This window comes from Ferrovibrio sp., assembly GCF_029255545.1.
Taxonomy (GTDB): Bacteria; Pseudomonadota; Alphaproteobacteria; order Ferrovibrionales; family Ferrovibrionaceae; genus Ferrovibrio.
The window spans coordinates 32,129-51,928 of sequence record NZ_JANLJJ010000022.1 but is presented as its reverse complement, the minus strand read 5'-3'; the positions used below and the strand labels follow the sequence as shown (position 1 = coordinate 51,928).

Annotated in this window: 16 protein-coding genes; 9 read left to right on the top strand and 7 right to left on the bottom strand. The window is 62.2% G+C overall.

Annotated features, from left to right (window positions below):
* Positions 1 to 42: 42 nt before the first annotated feature.
* The 6 genes from dctP to Q1J79_RS03725 all read left to right on the top strand — a co-directional run bounded on the left by dctP (position 43) and on the right by Q1J79_RS03725 (position 6,399).
* A complete protein-coding gene (dctP, locus tag Q1J79_RS03750) occupies positions 43 to 1,053 on the top strand; it encodes a TRAP transporter substrate-binding protein DctP (protein WP_300296686.1) in 1,011 nt (336 codons plus the stop codon).
* A gap of 58 nt (positions 1,054 to 1,111) precedes the next feature.
* Positions 1,112 to 1,582, top strand: coding sequence for a TRAP transporter small permease (locus Q1J79_RS03745; RefSeq protein ID WP_300296683.1), 471 nt, complete (start codon positions 1,112 to 1,114; stop codon positions 1,580 to 1,582).
* Positions 1,579 to 2,889 carry a TRAP transporter large permease gene (locus tag Q1J79_RS03740; protein ID WP_300296680.1) on the top strand — a complete coding sequence of 437 codons (1,311 nt, stop codon included), beginning with the start codon at positions 1,579 to 1,581 and terminating at the stop codon, positions 2,887 to 2,889. Before Q1J79_RS03745 ends, Q1J79_RS03740 begins: the two co-directional genes overlap by 4 nt.
* A gap of 13 nt (positions 2,890 to 2,902) precedes the next feature.
* Positions 2,903 to 4,132, top strand: a complete 1,230-nt coding sequence (locus tag Q1J79_RS03735; RefSeq protein ID WP_300296678.1) for an MFS transporter — start codon at positions 2,903 to 2,905, stop codon at positions 4,130 to 4,132.
* A gap of 5 nt (positions 4,133 to 4,137) precedes the next feature.
* Positions 4,138 to 5,649, top strand: a complete 1,512-nt coding sequence (locus Q1J79_RS03730) for an acyl-CoA synthetase (RefSeq protein WP_300296676.1) — start codon at positions 4,138 to 4,140, stop codon at positions 5,647 to 5,649.
* A 72-nt stretch (positions 5,650 to 5,721) separates the two neighbouring features.
* On the top strand, positions 5,722 to 6,399 hold the full coding sequence (locus Q1J79_RS03725) for a hypothetical protein (RefSeq protein ID WP_300296673.1): 678 nt from the start codon (positions 5,722 to 5,724) through the stop codon (positions 6,397 to 6,399).
* A 6-nt stretch (positions 6,400 to 6,405) separates the two neighbouring features.
* Here Q1J79_RS03725 and kefC read toward each other — a convergent pair whose 3' ends face one another.
* From kefC to Q1J79_RS03710, 3 genes are read right to left on the bottom strand one after another with little or no spacing between them, the layout of a single operon-like run.
* Positions 6,406 to 8,214 carry a glutathione-regulated potassium-efflux system protein KefC gene (kefC, locus tag Q1J79_RS03720; protein WP_300296670.1) on the bottom strand — a complete coding sequence of 603 codons (1,809 nt, stop codon included), beginning with the start codon at positions 8,212 to 8,214 and terminating at the stop codon, positions 6,406 to 6,408.
* Between the two features lie 8 nt (positions 8,215 to 8,222).
* Positions 8,223 to 8,828: an NAD(P)H-dependent oxidoreductase gene (locus Q1J79_RS03715; protein ID WP_300296668.1), complete on the bottom strand. Its 606-nt coding sequence runs from the start codon at positions 8,826 to 8,828 to the stop codon at positions 8,223 to 8,225.
* 20 nt (positions 8,829 to 8,848) lie between these two features.
* Positions 8,849 to 9,571, bottom strand: a complete 723-nt coding sequence (locus tag Q1J79_RS03710) for an SDR family oxidoreductase (RefSeq protein ID WP_300296665.1) — start codon at positions 9,569 to 9,571, stop codon at positions 8,849 to 8,851.
* On the opposite strand from Q1J79_RS03710, the gene Q1J79_RS03705 reads away from it, so the two are divergent.
* A complete protein-coding gene (locus Q1J79_RS03705; protein WP_300296663.1) occupies positions 9,518 to 10,354 on the top strand; it encodes a DsbA family oxidoreductase in 837 nt (278 codons plus the stop codon). The genes Q1J79_RS03710 and Q1J79_RS03705 overlap by 54 nt on opposite strands.
* 2 nt (positions 10,355 to 10,356) lie before the next feature.
* Positions 10,357 to 10,887 (top strand): PAS domain-containing protein, encoded by a 531-nt coding sequence (locus tag Q1J79_RS03700; RefSeq protein ID WP_300296660.1) that lies wholly within the window; start codon positions 10,357 to 10,359, stop codon positions 10,885 to 10,887.
* On the opposite strand, the gene mfd is transcribed toward Q1J79_RS03700, so the two are convergent.
* Both mfd and Q1J79_RS03690 read right to left on the bottom strand, forming a co-directional pair.
* Positions 10,884 to 14,423 carry a transcription-repair coupling factor gene (gene mfd, locus Q1J79_RS03695; protein WP_300296657.1) on the bottom strand — a complete coding sequence of 1,180 codons (3,540 nt, stop codon included), beginning with the start codon at positions 14,421 to 14,423 and terminating at the stop codon, positions 10,884 to 10,886. The genes Q1J79_RS03700 and mfd overlap by 4 nt on opposite strands.
* 4 nt (positions 14,424 to 14,427) lie before the next feature.
* Positions 14,428 to 14,694, bottom strand: coding sequence for a succinate dehydrogenase assembly factor 2 (locus Q1J79_RS03690; RefSeq protein WP_300296654.1), 267 nt, complete (start codon positions 14,692 to 14,694; stop codon positions 14,428 to 14,430).
* An 80-nt stretch (positions 14,695 to 14,774) separates the two neighbouring features.
* Between Q1J79_RS03690 and recG the strand changes: the two genes are divergently transcribed.
* A complete protein-coding gene (recG, locus tag Q1J79_RS03685; RefSeq protein WP_300296652.1) occupies positions 14,775 to 16,886 on the top strand; it encodes an ATP-dependent DNA helicase RecG in 2,112 nt (703 codons plus the stop codon).
* Between the two features lie 4 nt (positions 16,887 to 16,890).
* Here recG and Q1J79_RS03680 read toward each other — a convergent pair whose 3' ends face one another.
* On the bottom strand, positions 16,891 to 19,134 hold the full coding sequence (locus tag Q1J79_RS03680) for a methyl-accepting chemotaxis protein (RefSeq protein WP_300296649.1): 2,244 nt from the start codon (positions 19,132 to 19,134) through the stop codon (positions 16,891 to 16,893).
* 148 nt (positions 19,135 to 19,282) lie between these two features.
* A partial coding sequence (locus Q1J79_RS03675; RefSeq protein WP_300296646.1) for a biotin/lipoyl-containing protein occupies positions 19,283 to 19,800 on the bottom strand: 518 nt, incomplete at its 5' end.

Sequence of the window (19,800 nt, the reverse complement as noted above, 5' to 3'; positions counted from 1 at the left end):
TATGACCATCAAACAATTACATAACAAAACGGAGGAAACACCATGATTGGACAGATGCATCGCCTTACCGGCGCCGCCCTGCTGGCGGCAGCCGGGTTATTCGCGGCCGGCACGGCCGTTGCGGCAGACATCACGCTGAAAGCCTCCCACCAGTTTCCCGGCGGCAAGGGCGATGTGCGCGATGAAATGGTGCAGATGATTGCCCGCGAAGCGGCCAAGGCCAATGTCGGGCTTGATATCAAGGTTTATCCCGGCGCCAGCCTGGTAAAGGCAACCGAACAATGGAATGCCATGCTCAAGGGGCAGATTGACATTACGTCATTCCCGCTCGATTACGCCTCCGGGCAGCACCCCCAGTTCGGCGCCACTCTGATGCCGGGCCTGGTGAAGAGCCACGACCATGCCAAGCGCATTAATGCCTCGCCCTTCATGCAGGACATCAAGAAGATCATCAATGATGCCGGCGTGGTGGTTCTGGCCGATGCATGGCTGGCCGGCGCCTTTGGCTCCAAGAAAAACTGCATCCTGGAACCGAACGATGCCAAGGGACTGAAAGTCCGTTCGGCTGGCGCTACCTTCGCTGAAATGTGGGCTGGCGCCGGCGCCTCGATCGTCTCGATCCCCTCAAACGAAGTCTACAATGCCTTGCAAACCGGCGTAGCCGATGCCACCGACACATCATCGGGCAGCTTCGTCTCTTTCCGCCTTTATGAGCAGGTTGCCTGCCTGACCGCGCCGGGCGACAATGCCCTTTGGTTCATGTACGAGCCGGTGCTGATGTCCAAGCGCAGCTTCGACAAACTCAATGACGCTCAGAAAAAAGTGATCATGGATGCCTCTAAAAAGGCCGAGGATTATTTCGCTGCGGAGTCGAAAAAACTCGACGACGAGTTGGTGGCTGCCTTCAAGAAAGCCAACGTCAAGGTCGTCACCATGACCGAAGAACAAGCTGGGAAATGGCGTGACGTCGCCAACAACAGTTCATATCGCACCTTCGCCGACAAGGTTCCGAACGGCAAGGCGCTGATCGTCAAGGCCCTGCAGGTACGCTGAACAAACTCACATGGAGCACTTCGTATCTTTGGTGCGATGGCTGTCGCGGATCAGCGGGGTGGTTGCCATCCTGCTGATCCTGCTCAGCATCGTCATTGTCTGCCAGATGATTTTTCAGCGCGCCGTGCTGGGACAATCCACGATCTGGCAAACCGAATTTGTCATTTTCACCCTGATTGCCGCGACTTTTGTTGGCGCACCCTACGTGCTGCTGACGCGCGGACATGTCAACGTCGACCTGCTGCCATTGCTAGCCGGCCACAGGCTGCGCGTTGCCATGGCCTTGTTCGCTTCAGCCATGGCATTGGTTTTTTGTGGCATCCTGTTCTGGAGTTCGATCTTCTGGTGGCATGAAGCCTATGCGACCAATCGCCTGACCAGCTCGATGTGGCGTGCCAGGGTCTGGATACCCTATCTTTCCCTGCCGGTCGGGATGGGGCTGCTCAGCCTGCAATACATTGCCGATATATGGGCCATCGCCACCGGTCGCGATATGCCATTCGGCCTCAAGCCTGAGGACCGCCTGTGAGCGAACTCCATCTCGGCGCACTGATATGCGTCGTTGCCCTCGCCGTTCTTGCCACCGGTATTCCCATTGCCTTCGGCCTCGGCATCGTGTCACTCGTCTTCCTGATTGCCCTGGAAGGCTGGGGCAGCATTGATTTTCTGGCCGATACGATTTTTGCCGGCCTCGACGACTTCACCCTCGTTTCGATTCCGATGTTCGTGATCATGGGCGCCGCCGTTGCTTCATCGCGGGCTGGCGCCGATCTCTATGAGGTTCTGAACCGCTGGCTCAACCGGGTGCCCGGGTCCCTGGTGATCTCCAATATCGGGGCCTGCGCCCTGTTCGCCGCCTTAACCGGCTCCTCGCCGGCCACTTGTGCCGCCATCGGCAAGATGGGCATTCCCGAGATGCGTAAACGCGGCTATTCCGCGGATTTGGCCACTGGCGCCATTGCCGCAGGCGGTACGCTCGGCATCCTGATCCCCCCCAGCGTGACGATGATCCTCTACGGCATCGCCTCGGAAACTTCGATTGGCAAACTGTTCCTCGCCGGTGTCCTGCCCGGCCTGCTGCTGACCGGCCTGTTCATGGCCTGGGCGCTGTTCATCAGTTGGTATCGTGGCGAGAAACTGGCTGATTTCGGCCGCCGCTATTCCCTGGCGGAAAAACTGGAACTGCTGCCGCGCGTGCTTCCCTTTGTGCTGGTGATCGCCGGCGTCGTCTACGCGCTCTATGGCGGCATTGCCACGCCATCCGAGGCGGCTGGCGTCGGCGCCATGCTGTGCCTGCTGATGGTGGTCGTGATCTATCGCGTGTGGAACCTGCACCAGCTGTGGGAGATCCTGCGCGACGGCATGCGTGAATCCGGCATGCTGCTGATGATCATCGGCACGTCGATCCTGTTCAGCTACATGATGTCCAGCCTGTTCGTGACGCAGTCGATCGCGCAGTGGATCGCCGGCCTGGAGGTGAACCGCTGGGTTCTCATGGTGTTCATCAATCTCATGCTGCTGGTCGCAGGCTGTTTCCTGCCGCCAGCGGCAATCATTCTGATGACCACGCCGATCCTGGCCCCCATCATCGCCAATGCCGGCTTTGATCCGGTCTGGTTTGGCGTCATCCTGACCATCAACATGGAACTGGGCCTGATCACGCCACCAGTCGGACTCAACCTGTTCGTCATCAACGGCATCGCTCCGGATGTACGGCTGCCGACCATTCTCAAAGGCGCCCTGCCGTTCATGCTGTGCATGATCGTGGCCATGATTTTGCTGTGCCTGTTCCCCAGCATCGCCACCTGGCTGCCGGACACGATGATGAGCAAATAACCATGGTGCAGTAATGCCAATCGCCTGGCGCATCCTGATCTGCGCCTGTCTTACCTATATCATCAGCCAGTTCTATAGGTCCGCCAATGCGGTGATTGGCCCTGACCTGATGACTGAGCTGAGTCTGACCCCGGAAGACCTTGGCATCCTGACCGGCGCTTTTTTCCTGACCTTCTCGGTCAGCCAGCTACCGGTCGGCATCGCGCTCGACCGCTGGGGTCCGCGCCGCACCATCATCGTCACTCTTGTCATCGCCCTCTTTGGCGCACTGGCTTTTGCCCATGGCCGCAACCTGACCGAACTCAGCCTAGCCCGCGTGGTGCTCGGCTTCGGCTGCGCCGCGCTGCTGACCGGCCCGATGGTATTGTTCTCGCGCTGGTTCAGTCCGGAACGTTTCGCCCAGATGTCAGGAATCCTGATTGCTGTCGGCAATCTTGGCGTCATTGCATCCACCGCGCCGCTGGCCTGGTTCACCGCCGCTTTCGGCTGGCGGGCGGCGTTCTATGTCACGGCGGCCATGACGCTGGCCCTGATAGCCCTCTCCTTCTGGGCCATCCACGACCATCCCGACCCGACCAAGGCCCGGCCCGGAGCGGGTGAAACCCTGGGGCAGACCTTGCGCGGTGTTGTGACGGTGATGCGCCATCCTGCCTTTCCACATCTTTTCGTCATCATCTTTACGGCCTACGCCACCTTCATCACCATCCTTGGCCTGTGGGCCGGACCGTATCTGCACGACGTGCATGGCATGGATGCGACGGCGCGCGGCAACGTCCTGATCTTCATGGCAGCCGGTGCCGCCGGTGGGTATTTCATCTGGGGACCGCTGGATCGCGTGTTCAACACGCGTAAATGGTTGCTGGCGGCAGGCCTGGGCGCCCAGCTACTGTGCCTGCTCACCCTTGTTCTGGTGCCCGGTCTGGGCGTCGTAACCATCACCATCCTGTTCACCGTCATGGGTGTGGTGAATGGATGCATCGTCATGATCTTCGCCCATGCCCGTTCGGTCTTTCCGGCCGAACTGGTCGGCCGCGGCATCACCACGCTGAATATCGGCACCATGGGCGGCGGGGCTTTCCAGCAGATACTGACCGGGTTCCTGATGGGCTGGCTGGTACCGAAGGGAGCATTGGCCACTGAACTGGATTACCGTATCCTGTTCGGCGTACAGACCTTATTGCTGCTTTCCGCGTTGCTGTTCTATCTGCGCACCCCTGACGCCAAACCGCATCAAACCGCCTGATTGCCATGACCGAGCCTGTTGCCCCCCGCTTCAATATCGCCCGCTATTGCCTGGCCGAGAACGCCCGGCTGCGGCCCGACAAAACCGCCATGGTCCTGGTCGGTGAAGATGGCGAATTCCGCATGACCTTCGGTGAGGTCGATCTGGCGGTGCGGCGGCTGGCCGCCGGCCTGCAGAGCCTGGGCCTCCCTGCCGGTAGCCGGGTGATGATCCGCATGGCCAATGATGCGGATTATGCCCTGACCTATTTCGCCACCATGGCCGCCGGTTTCGTCGCCCTACCCTCCAGCGCCCAGCTCACCCCGGCCGAAGCCGCCTATCTGCTGGAAAATTCCGGGGCCGCCGTGGTCGCGGCCAGCGCCGAGCTGGCCCGCGACCTGACATTGCCGCCAGATGTGATCCTGCTGGATCCAGCCCGGCTGACAGCACTGAAACAGAACGCCCCGCTGGCCGAGTATGCCGATACGGCGGCCGACGATCCCGCCTATCTCGTGTACACCTCCGGCACCACCGGCAAACCGAAAGGCGTGCTGCATGCCCATCGCGCCGCCTGGGGACGCCGCCCCATGCATCAGGGCTGGCTGGGATTAAGCGAAAGCGACGTGATGCTGCATGCCGGCGCCTTCAACTGGACCTACACCCTCGGCGTCGGCCTGGTTGATCCCTGGGCGGTTGGCGCCACCACGGTGCTCTATAACGGCCATCGCGATATCCAGGTCTGGCCACGCCTGCTGGAAAAGCATCGCGCTACCATGTTCGCCGCGGTGCCGACTTTGTATCGCCAGATCCTGAAATACTGCGATCTTTCGGCGCATGATCTTTCCGCCTTCCGCCATGGCGTCACCGCCGGCGAAGCCCTGCCGCCGGCCCTGCTGGCCGAATGGCAGACCCGCACCGGCAAGCCGCTCTATGAGGCGCTGGGCATGTCGGAAATTTCGACTTACATATCCACCGGCCCCGGCATGACCATAAAACCGGGCAGCCCCGGCAGGCCGCAACCGGGCCGACGCGTCGCCATCCTGGATCCGGATACCGGAGCCACCCTGCCGGCAGGTGAAACCGGCCTTCTGTCGGTGCATCGCTCCGAGCCCTCATTGATGCTGGGCTACTGGAACCGGCCAGAGGAAGAGGCGCTGGTCTATCGTGGCGAATGGTTCTGCGGCGGCGATCTGGCCAGCTTCGATGCTGATGGCTATGTCTGGCACCATGGCCGCAACGACGATGTGATGAATGCCATGGGCTATCGCGTCTCGCCAGTCGAGGTCGAGATGGCAATCGCCGAACATCCCGCCGTGGCAGAAGTGGCGGTTACCGAGTTGCGCGTGCGCAGTGACGTCTCCGTGATCGGTGCCTTCATCGTTCTGCGCGAAGGCCAGATGCCGAGCCATGACGAACTGGCCATCTTTGCCGAGCAACGGCTCGCCGGCTATAAGTGCCCGCGCGAATGGCGTTTCGTTCCCGGCCTGCCGCGTACGGCCAACGGCAAAGTGCAGCGCAAAAAACTGGCCCAGGGCTGACATCCTCCGGCCGCCGCTTGGCTGGCATCCCGCTTGCAACTGTCCCCTTGAGATCAATCGATGGGGACGACCATGAGTATCGCCACTTCTGCTGCCGCCCGAGCTGCCTTCGGCGATGTTATGACTGCGCACCAGACCGTCGCCGCTAACACCCCGGCCATGGCGACTGCGGCAAAATTCGCGGATTTCCTGGCAGAAAAGCAGCCAATCAAGGCCGCGGCAGTGGCCAGGACTGGCATCGCCCCCAGCCCTGAGCTGCTTGCAAAATCGTTATTCGGCAATGCCTATGACCCAGATACGAAGAGCGTTCGGCTCGATAAAATTGCCGGCGAGGCACAGAAGCGCACGGCAGAATTTGCCGGGCAGCTTAAAACCCGCCTGGCTGCCGCCGGCATCGATCCGACCCAGCCGGTCGAGTTCAGCGTCGGCGCTGATGGCCGCATCATAGTCGACAACTCCCATCCGAAATCAGCCGAAATCGCCAAACTGTTCGAAGAAGATCCGGCCCTCGCCCAGGCCTACCGCAATGTCGCGGCGCAGAATGACCATCTCGCCATCCTTCAGGCCGGCGCCGCCTATGTGAAGGAATGGAGCACTGCGGCCAATGACGAGGAGCGGCAGGCGATCTGGAACCGGTACAGTACCCTGATGGAGCGGATGTCCAGCATGTTCAGTGGGCGCATGACCTTCGGTGCTGCCGGAACCATCGGCGAAAGCCAGCAGATCCTGCGTCGCATGGGCCTGGCCTGATAGCGGTTAATCCCAACCAAGCCCGCGCGCCTCTTCCTGCGCCTTCTCGTCGGCCGCCAAATTCTGCTGCAAACGGGCACGGGCCTGTTGTTGCAACGTGATGCGCTTGTCCATGTCTTCGTCCCAGTGGGCATGAATCTGCTTCAGCAGCTCCTCGTTATGCTGCCTGAAAGTGAGCGTCTTCTTGCGGGCGGCATAGGCCGGCTGGCCAAGGGTCTTCAGGGTTTCCTCCCCCAGCCGCAGGGCTGAATGGAAGGTCTCACGTTCGATCACCGGGATGTTGCGGTTCATCAGTTCCACGGCATGCGGCAGGTCGCGCGCCCGGGCGATGATCCTGAGCTGCGGAAAATGCTGCTGCGCCAGGTCGGCCAGGGCCAGCGAGGCTTCCTGGCTGTCGACCGCGATCACCAGCACCTTCGCCTTGGCGGCGCCGGCGGCCTCAAGCAGGTCGAGCCGCGTGGCATCCCCGTAGAACACCTTGAAACCGAAGCGGCGCAGGGTATCGATGATCTCCGGATCATGGTCCAGAACCGTAACGCCGATCCGGTTGGCATAGAGCAGGCGCGCAACGATCTGACCGAAGCGGCCGAAGCCGGCAACGATCACTGGATTGCCTTCGTCTTCCGGCACGTCATGCGGCCGTTCGTCAATCTGGGTAAACCGGGGTTCGATCCAGCGGTCGTTGATCACCACCAGCAGCGGCGCCGTGGCCATCGACAGCGCGACAACAACGGTCAGCAGCGCAACCGTATCGGCATCCATCACGCCAAGCCCGGCTGCGCTGCCAAACAGCACGAAGGCAAACTCGCCGCCCTGGGCAAGCAGAAAGGCAAACAGCGCCGTCTGGCTCCAGGGCAACCTGGCAAAGCGCGATACAGCCAGCAGAACCACAGCCTTGATCAGCAGCAACGCGGCAACCAGCCCCAGTACCGTGCCGGGGCGGCTGAACAGCAGGCCGAAATCGACCGACATGCCGACTGCGGTGAAGAACAGCCCCAGCAGCAACCCCTTGAACGGCTCGATGTCGCTTTCCAGCTCATGCCGGTATTCCGACTCCGCCAGCAGCACTCCGGCCAGGAACGTGCCCAGCGCCATGGACAGGCCCGCCAGTTGCATCAGCAGGGCGATGCCCATCACCAGAAGCAGGGCCACGGCGGTGAAAATCTCACGCAGTCCGGTGCCTGCTATCATGCGGAACAGAGGCCGGGTCAAAAAACGGCCACCGAACACAATGATCGCAATCGCGGCGGCGGCTTTCAGCGCGCCGATCCAGCCGGCTTCGCCACTGCCATCCGCCACTGCGGTTCCGGCCAGCAGCGGCAGTAGCGCCAGCATGGGAATCACCGCGATATCCTGGAACAGCAGGATCGAAAAAGCCGAGCGCCCGCCCGGTGTTCCCAGCAGGTTGCGCTCTGTCAGGGGCTGCAGCGCGATGGCCGTGGAAGACAGCGACAGGCCGAGTCCGGCCGCCAGCGCCGTCGGCCATGACCAGCCAAGCAGTATGCCCAGAGCCGTCAGGCCCAGCGTGCTGCCGGCCACCTGCCCGCCGCCCAGCCCCAGGATGGGCCAGCGCATCTGCCAGAGCCGCCGCGGATTGAGTTCCAGCCCGATCACGAACAGCAGAAGCACAACACCGAATTCGGAGAAATGCAGGATCGCCTCCACATCGACGATCAGCTTCAGCCCCCATGGCCCGACCACGACACCCGCAATCAGGTAGCCCAGCACCGAGCCAAGGCCGAATCGCTTTGCGATCGGCACGGCAATCACGGCCGCCGCCAGGTAGATCACTGCATTGAGAAGCAACCCGTCCATAGGCCCTCTCAGCGGTCGCTGGCCGGCACCGCCGGCTGGTCACAGCCCGGTTGCAGGCAGGGATGCGGGTAGTCGTTCAACCATTGTCGGTAAGCCGCGGCATGGGCGGCGATATCATCGGATGACTTGAGACGGGCACCCTGGAAGAGGAATGGTTTTCCATACGTCATCCCGCACAAGATCGCCGAGCGTTCGAATGGCCGCAGCAAATCCGCCATGGTCACGCCGTTATAGCCATCCGGCTGATATGCATGGCCAGGCCCACCAGTGGAAACTGCCTGGACCAATTGCTTACCCTGCAGCGCCGTGCCTCCAGTGCCGTAGGCCCAGCCGTATTCGAGAACCGAATCCATCCATTCCTTCAGCAGCGAAGGGCAGGAATACCAGTAAAACGGATGCTGCATGACGATCACATCGTGTGAAGCCAACAAAGCCTGCTCCCGTTTCACATCAATATGAAAATCGGGATAGACCTCGTACAGGTCGTGCAAAGTAACATGTGGCAGCCCATGGATGGCGCCTGCCATCGCCTTGTTGATCCGCGACAGATGCGGATAGGGATGCGCGAACAGCACCAGGATTTTCGGTTTGTCCTCGGCCTGAATGTCCGCCACGCTCCCTCCTCGACCCGTATTTATGTTATCGCCAGACCATCATCGGCAGCGATGATCGCGCCATTGATGAAGCGCGCCTCGTCAGAGGACAGCAGCAACAGAAGCCCATCCAGATCCTTGGGTTCGCCAACCCGTTTGCGCGGCAGCATCTCGACTAGCTTCTGCCCACCCGGCGTAGCCCAGTAATCACGATTGATCTCGGTCTCGATATAGCCTGGGCAGATCGCATTGGTGTTGATGCCGTAACGCGCCCATTCCAGGGCCATGGCCTTGGTCATCTGAACCACGGCAGCCTTTGACATGCAGTAGACCGAAAGCTGGCTCAGCACCCGCAGGCCGGCAACAGACGCGATATTGATGATCCGGCCAGCCTTCTTTTTCGCAATCATGTCCCTGGCCGCCGCCTGGGCCACAAAGAACGCACCCTTGGCGTTGGTGTTCATGGCGAAATCGAAATCCTCGGGCGTCACATCGACAATCCGGCCCTGTTTGTTCACACCGGAATTGTTGATCAGGATATCCACACCGCCGAGCTGTTTTTCGATCTCGCTGAAAGCATCCTGGATATTGCCATAGTCATTGACGTCCAGCTTCACCGTGATGGCCCTGCCGCCGGCAGCCGTAATCTTCCCGGCCAGATCCGCCAGACGGTCGGTCCGGCGGGCGGCCAGGGCAACGGTCGCCCCGGCATGGCTGAGAATTTCGGCAAATCTCTCGCCCAGGCCGCTGCTTGCCCCGGTCACCACCGCCACCTTGCCCTTCAGATTCACGCCCTGACTCATCGATTCCTCCAGTTTCTGATCCAGCAATGGTTGACCCTGCCCGCCATGGGGTCAAGGGGGCTGGCCGGGCCGAAAAGACTGCGCTACCTTTACGACATGCGCATCGAAATTGTTTCCGACGTCATTTGCCCCTGGTGCTTCATTGGCAAGCGCCGACTGGAACAGGCCATGGCCCAGCGCCCCGATATCGACTTCGAGATCGGCTGGCGGCCATTCCAGCTCAATCCTGACATGCCCCGCGAAGGCGCCGACCGGAAAAGCTATCTGGAGGCCAAGTTCGGTGGTCCGACCCGGGCGAAGGAAATCTACGCGCGCGTCGGAGCCGAAGGAGCCAAGGAGAATATCGCGTTCAATTTCGATGGCATCAAACGGACGCCAAACACTCTTGCTGCCCATAGTGTGCTGCGCTGGGCGCTGACCGCCGGCGTGCAAAACGAATTGAAGGAACGCCTGTTCCGACTCTATTTCCTGGAGGGGAAGGACATCGGGGACCATCAGGTTCTGGCTGCCGCCGCCGCCGCCGAGGGCATGGATGGCGATCTGGTCAGGCAGCTGCTGGATGAAGGCCGCGATACCGAGATCATCGAAGAGGAAGACCGCATGGCCCGTGAACTGGGCATTACCGGCGTGCCATTCTTCATCTTCGAGCGCCGCTATGGTGTCCCCGGCGCGCAGACCCCCGACGTGCTGCTGCAGGTGATCGATAAGGTCGCCGCCGAACCGGTGGACCCAGGCGAGAGCTGAGCATGGAGCTGGCCGGCCCCACTGCCATACCGCAGGGCGTGCCGGCCCTCGAATTCATTTCCGATCCTGGCCTTATCCGGGATTCAAACGTCCGGCAATTCCTGCAGCTATGGCTTGATGCCAGGGAAAATGGGCGGCGGCCGGATAAAAGCTTTCTCGACCCTTTGCGGCTGCGCTTCCTGCTGGGCTCGCTGTCACTGCTGGAGGTTCAGCCAGAGCCGCTGCGCTTCCGTTATCGCCTGATTGGCACCGATATCGTGCAACGGCTTGGCTATGAGTTGACCGGGACATGGCTCGACGAGCACCCCGATCCAACCATTCGCCCTTTCATCCTGAAAGGCGTAACCATGGTCTACCATGCCGCAAAGCCGGTTTATGGCCATGGTCAAGCGCGGGTTCTGGGCGAGGACTGGCAGTTTGAAGTGGTGGCCGTGCCGCTGTTTGGCCCAGATGGTAAAGTCGCCTATATCGGTGCAGGACAGAGTTTTCCGCCCGGAAAAGCCGAGCGCCTCTCGGATCTGCCAGCCAGCTAGGCGGCTTTATTCGCTTTCCGGGCGACTTCGCCCAGACGTGAGGCTATATGCAGCACGCCTTTGAGCCGATCTTCCGGCTCTGGCCAGTCGTGGATTAATACCACTTTGTGATCCGGGCGCAGCTTGGCCCTGCCGCGTTCCGACTGGATGAACAGAACCAACCCGGCCGGGTCAGCGAATTTGTTGTCGCGGAAGGTCAGCGTCGCACCCTTCGGCCCGGCCTCGATCTTCAGGATATTGGCATCGCGGCAATGTTTCTTGATCGCCACGATGTCCAGCAGATGCTGCACCTCTGTCGGCAATGGCCCAAAACGATCGATCAGCTCGGCGGCAAAACCATCGATCTCTTCTCGGCTTTCCAGTTCAGCAACACGGCGATAAAGCTGCATGCGCAGGTTCAGATCCGCCACATAGCTGTCCGGTATCAGCACAGCGGTGCCGATCTGGATCTGCGGCGACCATTTTTCGCCATGCAGGCTGCCTTCGCCGCGCGCCGTGGCGCGGGCTTCGGCAATCGCGTCCTGCAGCATTTCCTGGTACAGCTCGAAACCGACCTCGCGGATATGACCCGACTGCTCCTCGCCCAGCAGGTTGCCGGCACCACGCAAATCGAGATCGTGCGACGCCAGGGTGAAGCCCGCCCCAAGGCTGTCAAGACTCTGCAGCACGCGCAGACGCTGGTCGGCCGATGCATTCAGCAACCGTCCGGCCTGGTAGGTGAAATAGGCATAGGCCCGCAGCTTCGAGCGGCCGACACGGCCGCGCAGCTGATACATTTGCGCCAGGCCAAACAGGTCGGCACGATAGACGACCAGCGTATTGGCCGATGGAATATCCAGTCCGCTTTCGACGATATTGGTGGCGACCAGAACGTCGTAACGCCGGTCGTAGAAGGCGTTCATCACGTCGTCGAGATCGGTCGGCGCCATCTGGCCATGCGCCACCACGGCCTTCAGTTCCGGAACATGCTCTCGGATGAAGGCCATGGCTGTATCGAGATATTCGATGCGCGGGCAGACAAAAAAGCTCTGACCGCCGCGAAAATGCTCGCGCATCAAGGCTTCGCGGATCACCACCGGATCAAACGGCGTCACATAGGTGCGCACGGCCAGGCGGTCAACCGGCGGCGTGGCAATCAGGCTGAGCTCACGTACGCCCGACAGCGCGAGTTGCAGGGTGCGTGGGATCGGCGTGGCCGACATGGTGAGCACATGCACCTCGGCGCGCAGCTGCTTCAGGCGTTCCTTGTGCTTGACGCCGAAATGCTGCTCCTCATCGATGATCAAAAGGCCCAGGCGCTTGAACTCGATGCTTTTCGACAGCACGGCATGGGTGCCAATCACGATATCGACCGTGCCGTCCTTCAGGCCTTTCTTGGCCTCGGTCGCTGTCTTGGCCGGAACCATGCGCGACAGTTGCTCGATCCGTATCGGCAGGCCGCGGAAACGTTGCACGAAGGTGCGGAAATGCTGGCGGCAGAGCAGCGTGGTCGGGCAGACCAGCGCCACCTGCTGGCCCGCCATGGCGGCGGCAAAAGCCGCGCGCAGGGCGACTTCCGTCTTGCCGAACCCCACATCGCCGCAGATCAGGCGATCCATCGGCTTGCCGCTGGCCAGGTCGTCCAGGGTGTCTTCGATGGCGCGGGCCTGATCTTCGGTTTCGTCATACGGGAAACGGGCGCAGAATTCCTCGTACACGCCATCCGGCGGCATCACCCGCTCGCCCTGGCGCAGTTCGCGCTGGGCGGCAATCTTCATCAGTTCGCCGGCCATGTCCTTCAGGCGCTGCTTCATGCGCGCCTTGCGGTTCTGCCAGGCCACGCCGCCAAGCTTGTCGAGCGCTATGTCCGCTTCCGGCGAGCCGTAACGCGACAACATCTCGATATTCTCGACCGGCAGATACAGCCGGTCGCCGCCGTCGTAATGCAGCAGCAGGCAGTCATGCGGCGCGCTGGCAATGTCCAGCGTCACCAGGTCCTTGTACTGGCCGATGCCGTGATCGATATGCACCACGTAATCGCCAGGCTGTAATGCGCTGGCTTCGGCAATGAAATTCTCCGCCCGGCGCTTTTTCTGACGCGGGCGTACCAGACGGTCGCCGAGAATGTCCTGCTCCGCCACCACGCACAGATCGGCGGCCTCGAAGCCATGCTCAATCGGCAGCACGGCAATCGCTGCCACGCTTTTGGGCAGGGCATCCAGCTCGGCAGCGGTCTCCACCGGCTGCGGCGCATCCAGGCCATGGTCTTTCAGGATATGACCGAGACGATCCCGCGCACCGACGGAGAAGGTGGCAAACAGCACACGCCGCCCCTGCTGTGCCTGTTTCGCCAGATGGCCGCCAAGGGCATCATAGATACTGACCTGGCTGGCGACTTTGTGCTCGACAGCCTGCACGGCCTGGGTGCGTTCCGGCGCGAAGTCGCGGCCCGGCCTGCCGCCCAGATCTACCACCGTGACATCAGCGCCGCCGACCGCATCAAAGGGATACAGCAGACCAAGCGGCTTTTTCTCCAGCCGGGACGCCCATTCGCCGGCTGTCAGATACAGCCGGTCCGGCGGCAGCGGCTTGTAGGGCGCACCGCCCTCCTCCAATCCGCGTTTCATCGCGGCGCGACGGGCATCGTAATGGTCGGCGATGGTTTTCAGCCGTTCGTCGGCTGCGTCACCGGTCAGGTGATCCAGCGTCACCACCGCCTGCGGCAGGTAGTCGAAAGTGGTCGCCAGGCGGTCGAAAAACAGCGGCAGCCAGTGTTCCATGCCGATCTGGCGCCGGCCGGCCGAAACGGCTTCGTAAAGCGGGTCTTCCTTGGTGATGGTGCCGAACAGCTCACGATAGCCGCTGCGGAAGTGTCCGATGGCATCCTCGTCCAGCGGCACCTCGCTCATCGCGGTCAGCGAGAGTTCGCCGGCGGCGCCGATGGTGCGCTGGGTGGCGGGATCGAAGCGGCGGATATTCTCCACTTCGTCGCCGAAGAAATCGAGCCGGTAGGGCGCCTCGCTGCCCGGTGGAAACAGGTCAACCAGGCCACCGCGCACGGCATATTCGCCGGACTCATTCACGGTCGAGACGCGGGTATAGCCGTTGCGCGAGAGATATTCGATCAGCTTTTCCGGCGCGATGCGGCCACCCTTGGCGGCGCGGAAGCCGGTCGAGCCGAAATAATCCGGCTGCGGCAGGCGCTGCAAAGCCGCATTCACCGTGGTGAGCAGCAGCAGGGGCTGGCCGTCCTGCCGGTTGGCCAGCCGGTTCAGCGTATCCATCCGCCGGGCAGCGATCTCGGCATTGGGCGAGACGCGGTCATAGGGCTGGCAGTCCCAGGCCGGCAGGGTCAGCACCGGCAGGTCGGGGGCAAAGAATTTCAGCGCCGCCTCGACAGTCGCCATGCGGGCATCGTCGCGGCAGACATGCAGCACGCCACCGCCCCGCTGGCGCAGGCAAAGCGCGATCAGCAGGCGTATGTCCTGGCCTTCGGGCGCGCCGGCCAATGCCCAGCGGCCCGGCCGGGTCAGGATATCCGGCAGGACGAAGGTCATGGGATCAGATCGGCAGCCTGTAGGCCCTGAGCAGTTTCATCACTCCGGTATCGAGATGCTGGGGCACCGGATCGCGGCCGATCGCCCAGGCATAGATTTGGGGATCATCATAATTCTCCAGCAGGCTCTCATACTGGTCGAGCTCGCGGTCGGTGAACGTGGGCAGATGGCGCGCGGCAAAGCTGCCGAGCAGGATGTCGGTTTCCTTCATGCCGGTATAGCGGCTGCGGTGCAGCAGGCGCTTGCGCCGGGTCTCGATATCCTCAGCCATGGGGTGCCTCCGGGGTGAAGGCACGATATAGTACGGCAAGCCACGGATTCTCAAGGTTTCCCTCGAATTTTCAGCCCTTTATGCGCCCGGAATCGCTGTTTCCCGCCTTCGCCCCGATCACCAGCCTGAAAGGCTGTGGGCCCAAGCTTGCCCCGCTGGTGGAAAAGCTGGTCGGCGGCGCCCGGGTACTGGATCTGTGGTGGCACCTGCCCTCCGGGCTGGTCGACCGGCGCTACCGCCCGGCCGTGGCCGAAGCTGAGCCGGGCCGCATCGCCACGCTGGAAATCACGATCGACCGCCACCTGCCGCCGCGCAACCCGCGCATGCCCTACAAGATCACCGCCCATGACGGCAGCGGGCGGATCACGCTGGTCTTTTTCAACGGTCGCGAAGACTTTCTGAAACGCAGCCTGCCGGAAGGCGAAACCCGGCTGGTCAGTGGCCTGGTCGAGTTGTTTGACGGCCAGGTGCAGATGACCCATCCCGACCGTTTCGGCACGCCGGAGGAAATCGAGCAACTCGCCGCTGTGGAACCGGTCTACCCACTCACCGCCGGGGTGGCCCCGCGAACGCTGGCCAAGATCATCGACCACGCCCTGGCTAAGGCGCCACCCCTGCCCGACTGGCTCGACCCGGAATACCGCCGCCGCCAGAACTGGCCCGGCTGGCGCGAAGCCTTGTTTGCCGCCCATCGGCCCGACAGCCAGATCGATCTGGAAAAGGACAGCCTGCCGCGCCAACGCCTGGCCTATGACGAGCTGCTGGCTAACCAGCTCGCGCTGCTGCTGGTGCGCCGGCGGCTGAAACGCCTGAGCGGCCGGCCTTTGCAGGGCGACGGGCGGCTGCGCGACGGGCTGGAGAAACGCCTCCCCTGGCCGCTGACCAACGCCCAGAAGCAGGCCAATGCCGAGATCACCGGCGACATGGCGTCTGACAGGCGCATGTTGCGGCTGCTGCAGGGCGACGTGGGCAGCGGTAAGACCATGGTGGCGCTCAATGCCATGCTGCTCTGCGTCGAGGCCGGCGCGCAGGCCGCTCTGATGGCGCCGACCGAAATCCTCGCCCGCCAGCATGCCGAGACGCTGGAACCCTATTGCAGCAAGTTGGGCGTGACACTCGCCCTGCTGACCGGCCGCGACAAGGGCAAGGCACGCGGGGCTTTGCTGCAGCGTCTGGCCGCCGGCGAGATCGATATCCTGGTCGGCACTCACGCCTTGTTCCAGGATGACGTCGTATTCAAGGATCTGGCATTAGCAGTCATCGACGAGCAGCATCGTTTCGGCGTCAGCCAGCGGCTGGGCCTCGCCGCCAAGGGTCAGCACGATAAAGGCGGCGTCGACGTTCTGGTGATGACGGCCACGCCGATCCCGCGCACGCTCTCGCTCACCGCCTATGGCGACATGGATGTCTCGAAGCTGACCGAGAAGCCGCCCGGCCGCGCGCCGGTCGATACCCGCACCATCGCGTCCGACCGCTTCCTCGACGTGGTGGGGGCCGTAAAGCGCAAGATCCAGGCCGGCGAACGGATCTACTGGGTCTGCCCGCTGGTGGAGGAAAGCGAGCAGAGCGACCTGGCCGCCGCCGCCGAGCGTCATTCCGCCCTGAAGCTGGCGCTGGAGCCTGAGCTGGGCGAAGGCAGCGTCGGGCTGGTGCATGGCCAGATGAGCGGCGCCGAGAAGGATGCCGCCATGGAGGCATTCGCTAACGGCCGTTCGAAACTGCTGGTCGCGACGACGGTGATCGAGGTGGGCGTTGATGTGCCCGAGGCGACGCTGATCGTGATCGAGCATGCCGAGCGTTTTGGCTTGGCGCAGCTGCACCAGTTGCGCGGCCGGGTCGGACGCGGCGGCAAACCCGGCGCCTGCCTGCTGATCTATTCCGGCCCGCTGGGCGAAACGGCGCGCGCACGGCTGAAAATCATCCGCGAGACCGACGATGGCTTCCAGATCGCCGAGGAAGATTTACGGCTGCGCGGCGCCGGAGAAGTGCTGGGCACGCGACAAAGCGGCCTGCCCGAATTCCGACTGGCCGACCTGGCCGCCCATGCGGAATTGCTGGTCACCGCACGCGACGATGCGAAGCTGATCCTGGAGCGCGACCCCAAACTGACCAGCCCACGCGGTCGGGCCCTGCTGGAATTGCTATATCTGTTCGAGCGCGACGCGGCGATCCAGTATCTGCAATCGGGCTGAATGGTTATTCCGCTGCCTCTGGCAGATCAGTCAGATCGGCATACTCGATCCGCAGGCGGAAGAAGCCAACCAGATCGGCCAACTCCTGGGCTTGGCTGCTGAGCGTGCGGGCGGCGGCGTGGGTTTCCTCCACCAGCGCGGCGTTGCGCTGGGTCAGATCATCCATACCGGCAATTGCATTGTTGATCTGATCCAATCCGCGCGCTTGCTCGCCGCTGGCATTGGCGATTTCGGCCACGATGGTCGAAACCTGACGGATCGATCTGACGATATCGCCCAGGCTTGCGCCAGCTTCATGGGCAAGGCCAGCACCTGCCTTAACCTCTGAATTCGACATGGAAATCAACGCACCGGTCTCCTTCGCGGCATTGGCCGACCTCTGGGCCAGGGAACGCACCTCCTGAGCCACCACTGCAAAGCCCTTGCCAGCCTCGCCAGCCCGCGCCGCCTCGACAGCGGCATTCAGCGCTAACAGATTGGTCTGGAAGGCTATCTCGTCGATCAACCCCATGATGTCGGTAATCCGGCGCGCCCCGTTGGCGATGCGATCCATCGCTTCCACCACCTGGGTCACCACCTCACCTCCGCGCTCAGCATTACGCCGTGCTGCATCAGCCAGCCGATCGGCATCGCGGGCATTATCCGCATTCTGCTTCACCGTCGCCGTCACCTGATGCATGGCGGCTGCGGTCTCTTCCAGTGAAGCCGCCTGACGCTCAGTGCGCTGGGCCAGATCCTCAGCACCGCCTGTAATTTCCGCCGAGGCATCCCGCACCGCCCGAGTTGAGGAATCCAGGCGGCCAGCAAACTCGCCGATCCGCGATGACAGCACATTTGCCGCCTGCTTCAGATCAGCGAATACGCCACGATACTCACCCTGCATGCTGCGTCCAATCTCGCCATTGGCCAGAGCCTGCAGAACGGCGGACAACTCACTGATCACGGCATCCAGTGTATCGGTCAGGCGATTGATACTGAGGCTGACCTCGCGGAAATCCCCATCCTTGCCGGCCAGATCAAGCCGGCGCCCCAGGTCGCCTTCCGATACGGCTTTCGACAAATCTGCTATTTCCGCAGCAATCGCCGCCTCGCGCTGACGTTGAGCCTGTTGTTCGGCTAGGTGGGCGCGTTCACGCTGCTGCTCGGCCAGTGCCATCTGCCGACGTTCGCTCTCATGGCCACGGAACACTTCATAGGCCAATGCCATGGCTCCGATTTCGTCCTCGCGTTTCGCATCGACGCTGGCAATATCAAGATTGCCATCCGCCAGTGCCTTCATCGCCAGGGTCATGCGCTGGATCGGCTGCAGGATGCTGCGCGCAACCATCACGCTGGCAATCAGGATGATGGCCAGAATACCCAGCACGGTGGCCGCAGAGAATGCCAGAATCTGCTTCTGCAGAGTAGCGGCATGCTCGACCTCAGCCTGCTCCATCTGCTCGGCCTGCTCTCCGAGTGCGCCGACCATCGGTATCAGCTCAGTCCATTGCCCGCCAGCCGTACCTTGCGCACCAGTCAAGGCTTCCGCAGTCTGGCCATATTTCTTTGCTGCATTGCTGTAGGCTGCGAACAGTTTTTTTAGGTCAGCCTGACGCTCAGCCGACAGCGGTAAAGTGAGCAGGTTTTTTCCAAGAGCCTGCTCGGCCGCGTCGAAGCCATCTTCAAGGTCATACAGATCGGCAGCCAGTGAATACTCGAATTCTACTGCCCGCAATTGCAGAGCGATCCTGGCCAAATCGGCTATCGGCGGTTGGCCCGCCAACGTCGAATCCTTCTGTAGAGCCTGGATGGCCTGCTGGAAAACGGCGCCGGCCCTGACCAGATCACCACGCAGGCCACTGGCATTGTTGAATCCAATAGCAATCTTGGCCCGCAAAAGCCGCTCATTGGCATTCCATGCAGCGGTCACCTTGTCGGTGACGCCCTTGAGCGGCTCGGCCAGCTCTGTTCCGGCCACCAGATCAGCCATACCTGCCAGATCGCCCTCAATTTCGACCTGCATGATCCTGAGGCGATCAGTCAGACTTGCGTCATTGCCAAACACGGTCCGGCTGACCGTTTCCCGAAAGTCCAGAAAACGCCTATTCAGACTATGAGCAGCAAGCTTGATGTCAGCGGCCCGGTCGAGGCTGCGCTGCACTTCAGCCAGAGCCATCCGCTCGATAACATATGCTCCAACCGCGACGCCGACGGCCAGAACCGCCCCGAAAATAATCGCGCCAATTCGGTGGCCGATGGAAATCCGCATGAATAAGCCGGGGATACTGTTTTCGTTACGCCAGCCTTAGCGGCGCATCATGACAGCCCGGTGACATCTGCAAAATTTGTCGAGATATACACAAAGAAAAGGCCCGCCTGATATGGCGGGCCTTGACCACAAGCTGGAATCACAACGCTCAGGCGAATTCGAGGATCACCTGATCAACGGCCAGGCTGTCGCCCTTCTTGGCGTTGACCTTCTTCACCGTGCCGTCACGTTCGGCGCGCAGCACGTTTTCCATCTTCATGGCTTCCACCACGGCGAGCGCCTGACCAGCCTTCACCGGCTCGCCTTCCGCCACATTGATCGAAACCACCAGGCCCGGCATCGGGCAGAGCAGGAATTTCGACATGTCGGGCGGCAGCTTCTCGGGCATCAGCCGCGCCAGTTCGGCCGCGCGCGGCGTGCGCACGGCGATATCCAGCTCGGCGCCACCATGCACCACGCGCACGCCATCGGGACGCGCCGAAACGCGCGCCACCACCGGTTGGCCGCTCACGCTGCCGCGGAAGAAGGGCTGGCCCGGCTTCCAGTCGCTGCGGACCTTGAGCGTCTTGCCGCCGGCTTTCTTATTTTGGCCGACCTTCACATCAATGCCGCCATCGGCATTGGCGACATGCAGCGGATATTCCACCTTGTTCAGCACGGCGATCC

Coding starts and splice junctions, on each gene's coding strand:
- dctP (WP_300296686.1), top strand. CDS start 43: ATGATTGGACAGATGCATCGCCTTACCGGCGCCGCCCTGCTGGCGGCA.
- Q1J79_RS03735 (WP_300296678.1), top strand. CDS start 2,903: ATGCCAATCGCCTGGCGCATCCTGATCTGCGCCTGTCTTACCTATATC.
- Q1J79_RS03730 (WP_300296676.1), top strand. CDS start 4,138: ATGACCGAGCCTGTTGCCCCCCGCTTCAATATCGCCCGCTATTGCCTG.
- Q1J79_RS03725 (WP_300296673.1), top strand. CDS start 5,722: ATGAGTATCGCCACTTCTGCTGCCGCCCGAGCTGCCTTCGGCGATGTT.
- kefC (WP_300296670.1), bottom strand. CDS start 8,214: ATGGACGGGTTGCTTCTCAATGCAGTGATCTACCTGGCGGCGGCCGTG.
- Q1J79_RS03705 (WP_300296663.1), top strand. CDS start 9,518: ATGGCTGAGAATTTCGGCAAATCTCTCGCCCAGGCCGCTGCTTGCCCC.
- Q1J79_RS03700 (WP_300296660.1), top strand. CDS start 10,357: ATGGAGCTGGCCGGCCCCACTGCCATACCGCAGGGCGTGCCGGCCCTC.
- mfd (WP_300296657.1), bottom strand. CDS start 14,423: ATGACCTTCGTCCTGCCGGATATCCTGACCCGGCCGGGCCGCTGGGCA.
- Q1J79_RS03690 (WP_300296654.1), bottom strand. CDS start 14,694: ATGGCTGAGGATATCGAGACCCGGCGCAAGCGCCTGCTGCACCGCAGC.
- recG (WP_300296652.1), top strand. CDS start 14,775: ATGCGCCCGGAATCGCTGTTTCCCGCCTTCGCCCCGATCACCAGCCTG.
- Q1J79_RS03680 (WP_300296649.1), bottom strand. CDS start 19,134: ATGCGGATTTCCATCGGCCACCGAATTGGCGCGATTATTTTCGGGGCG.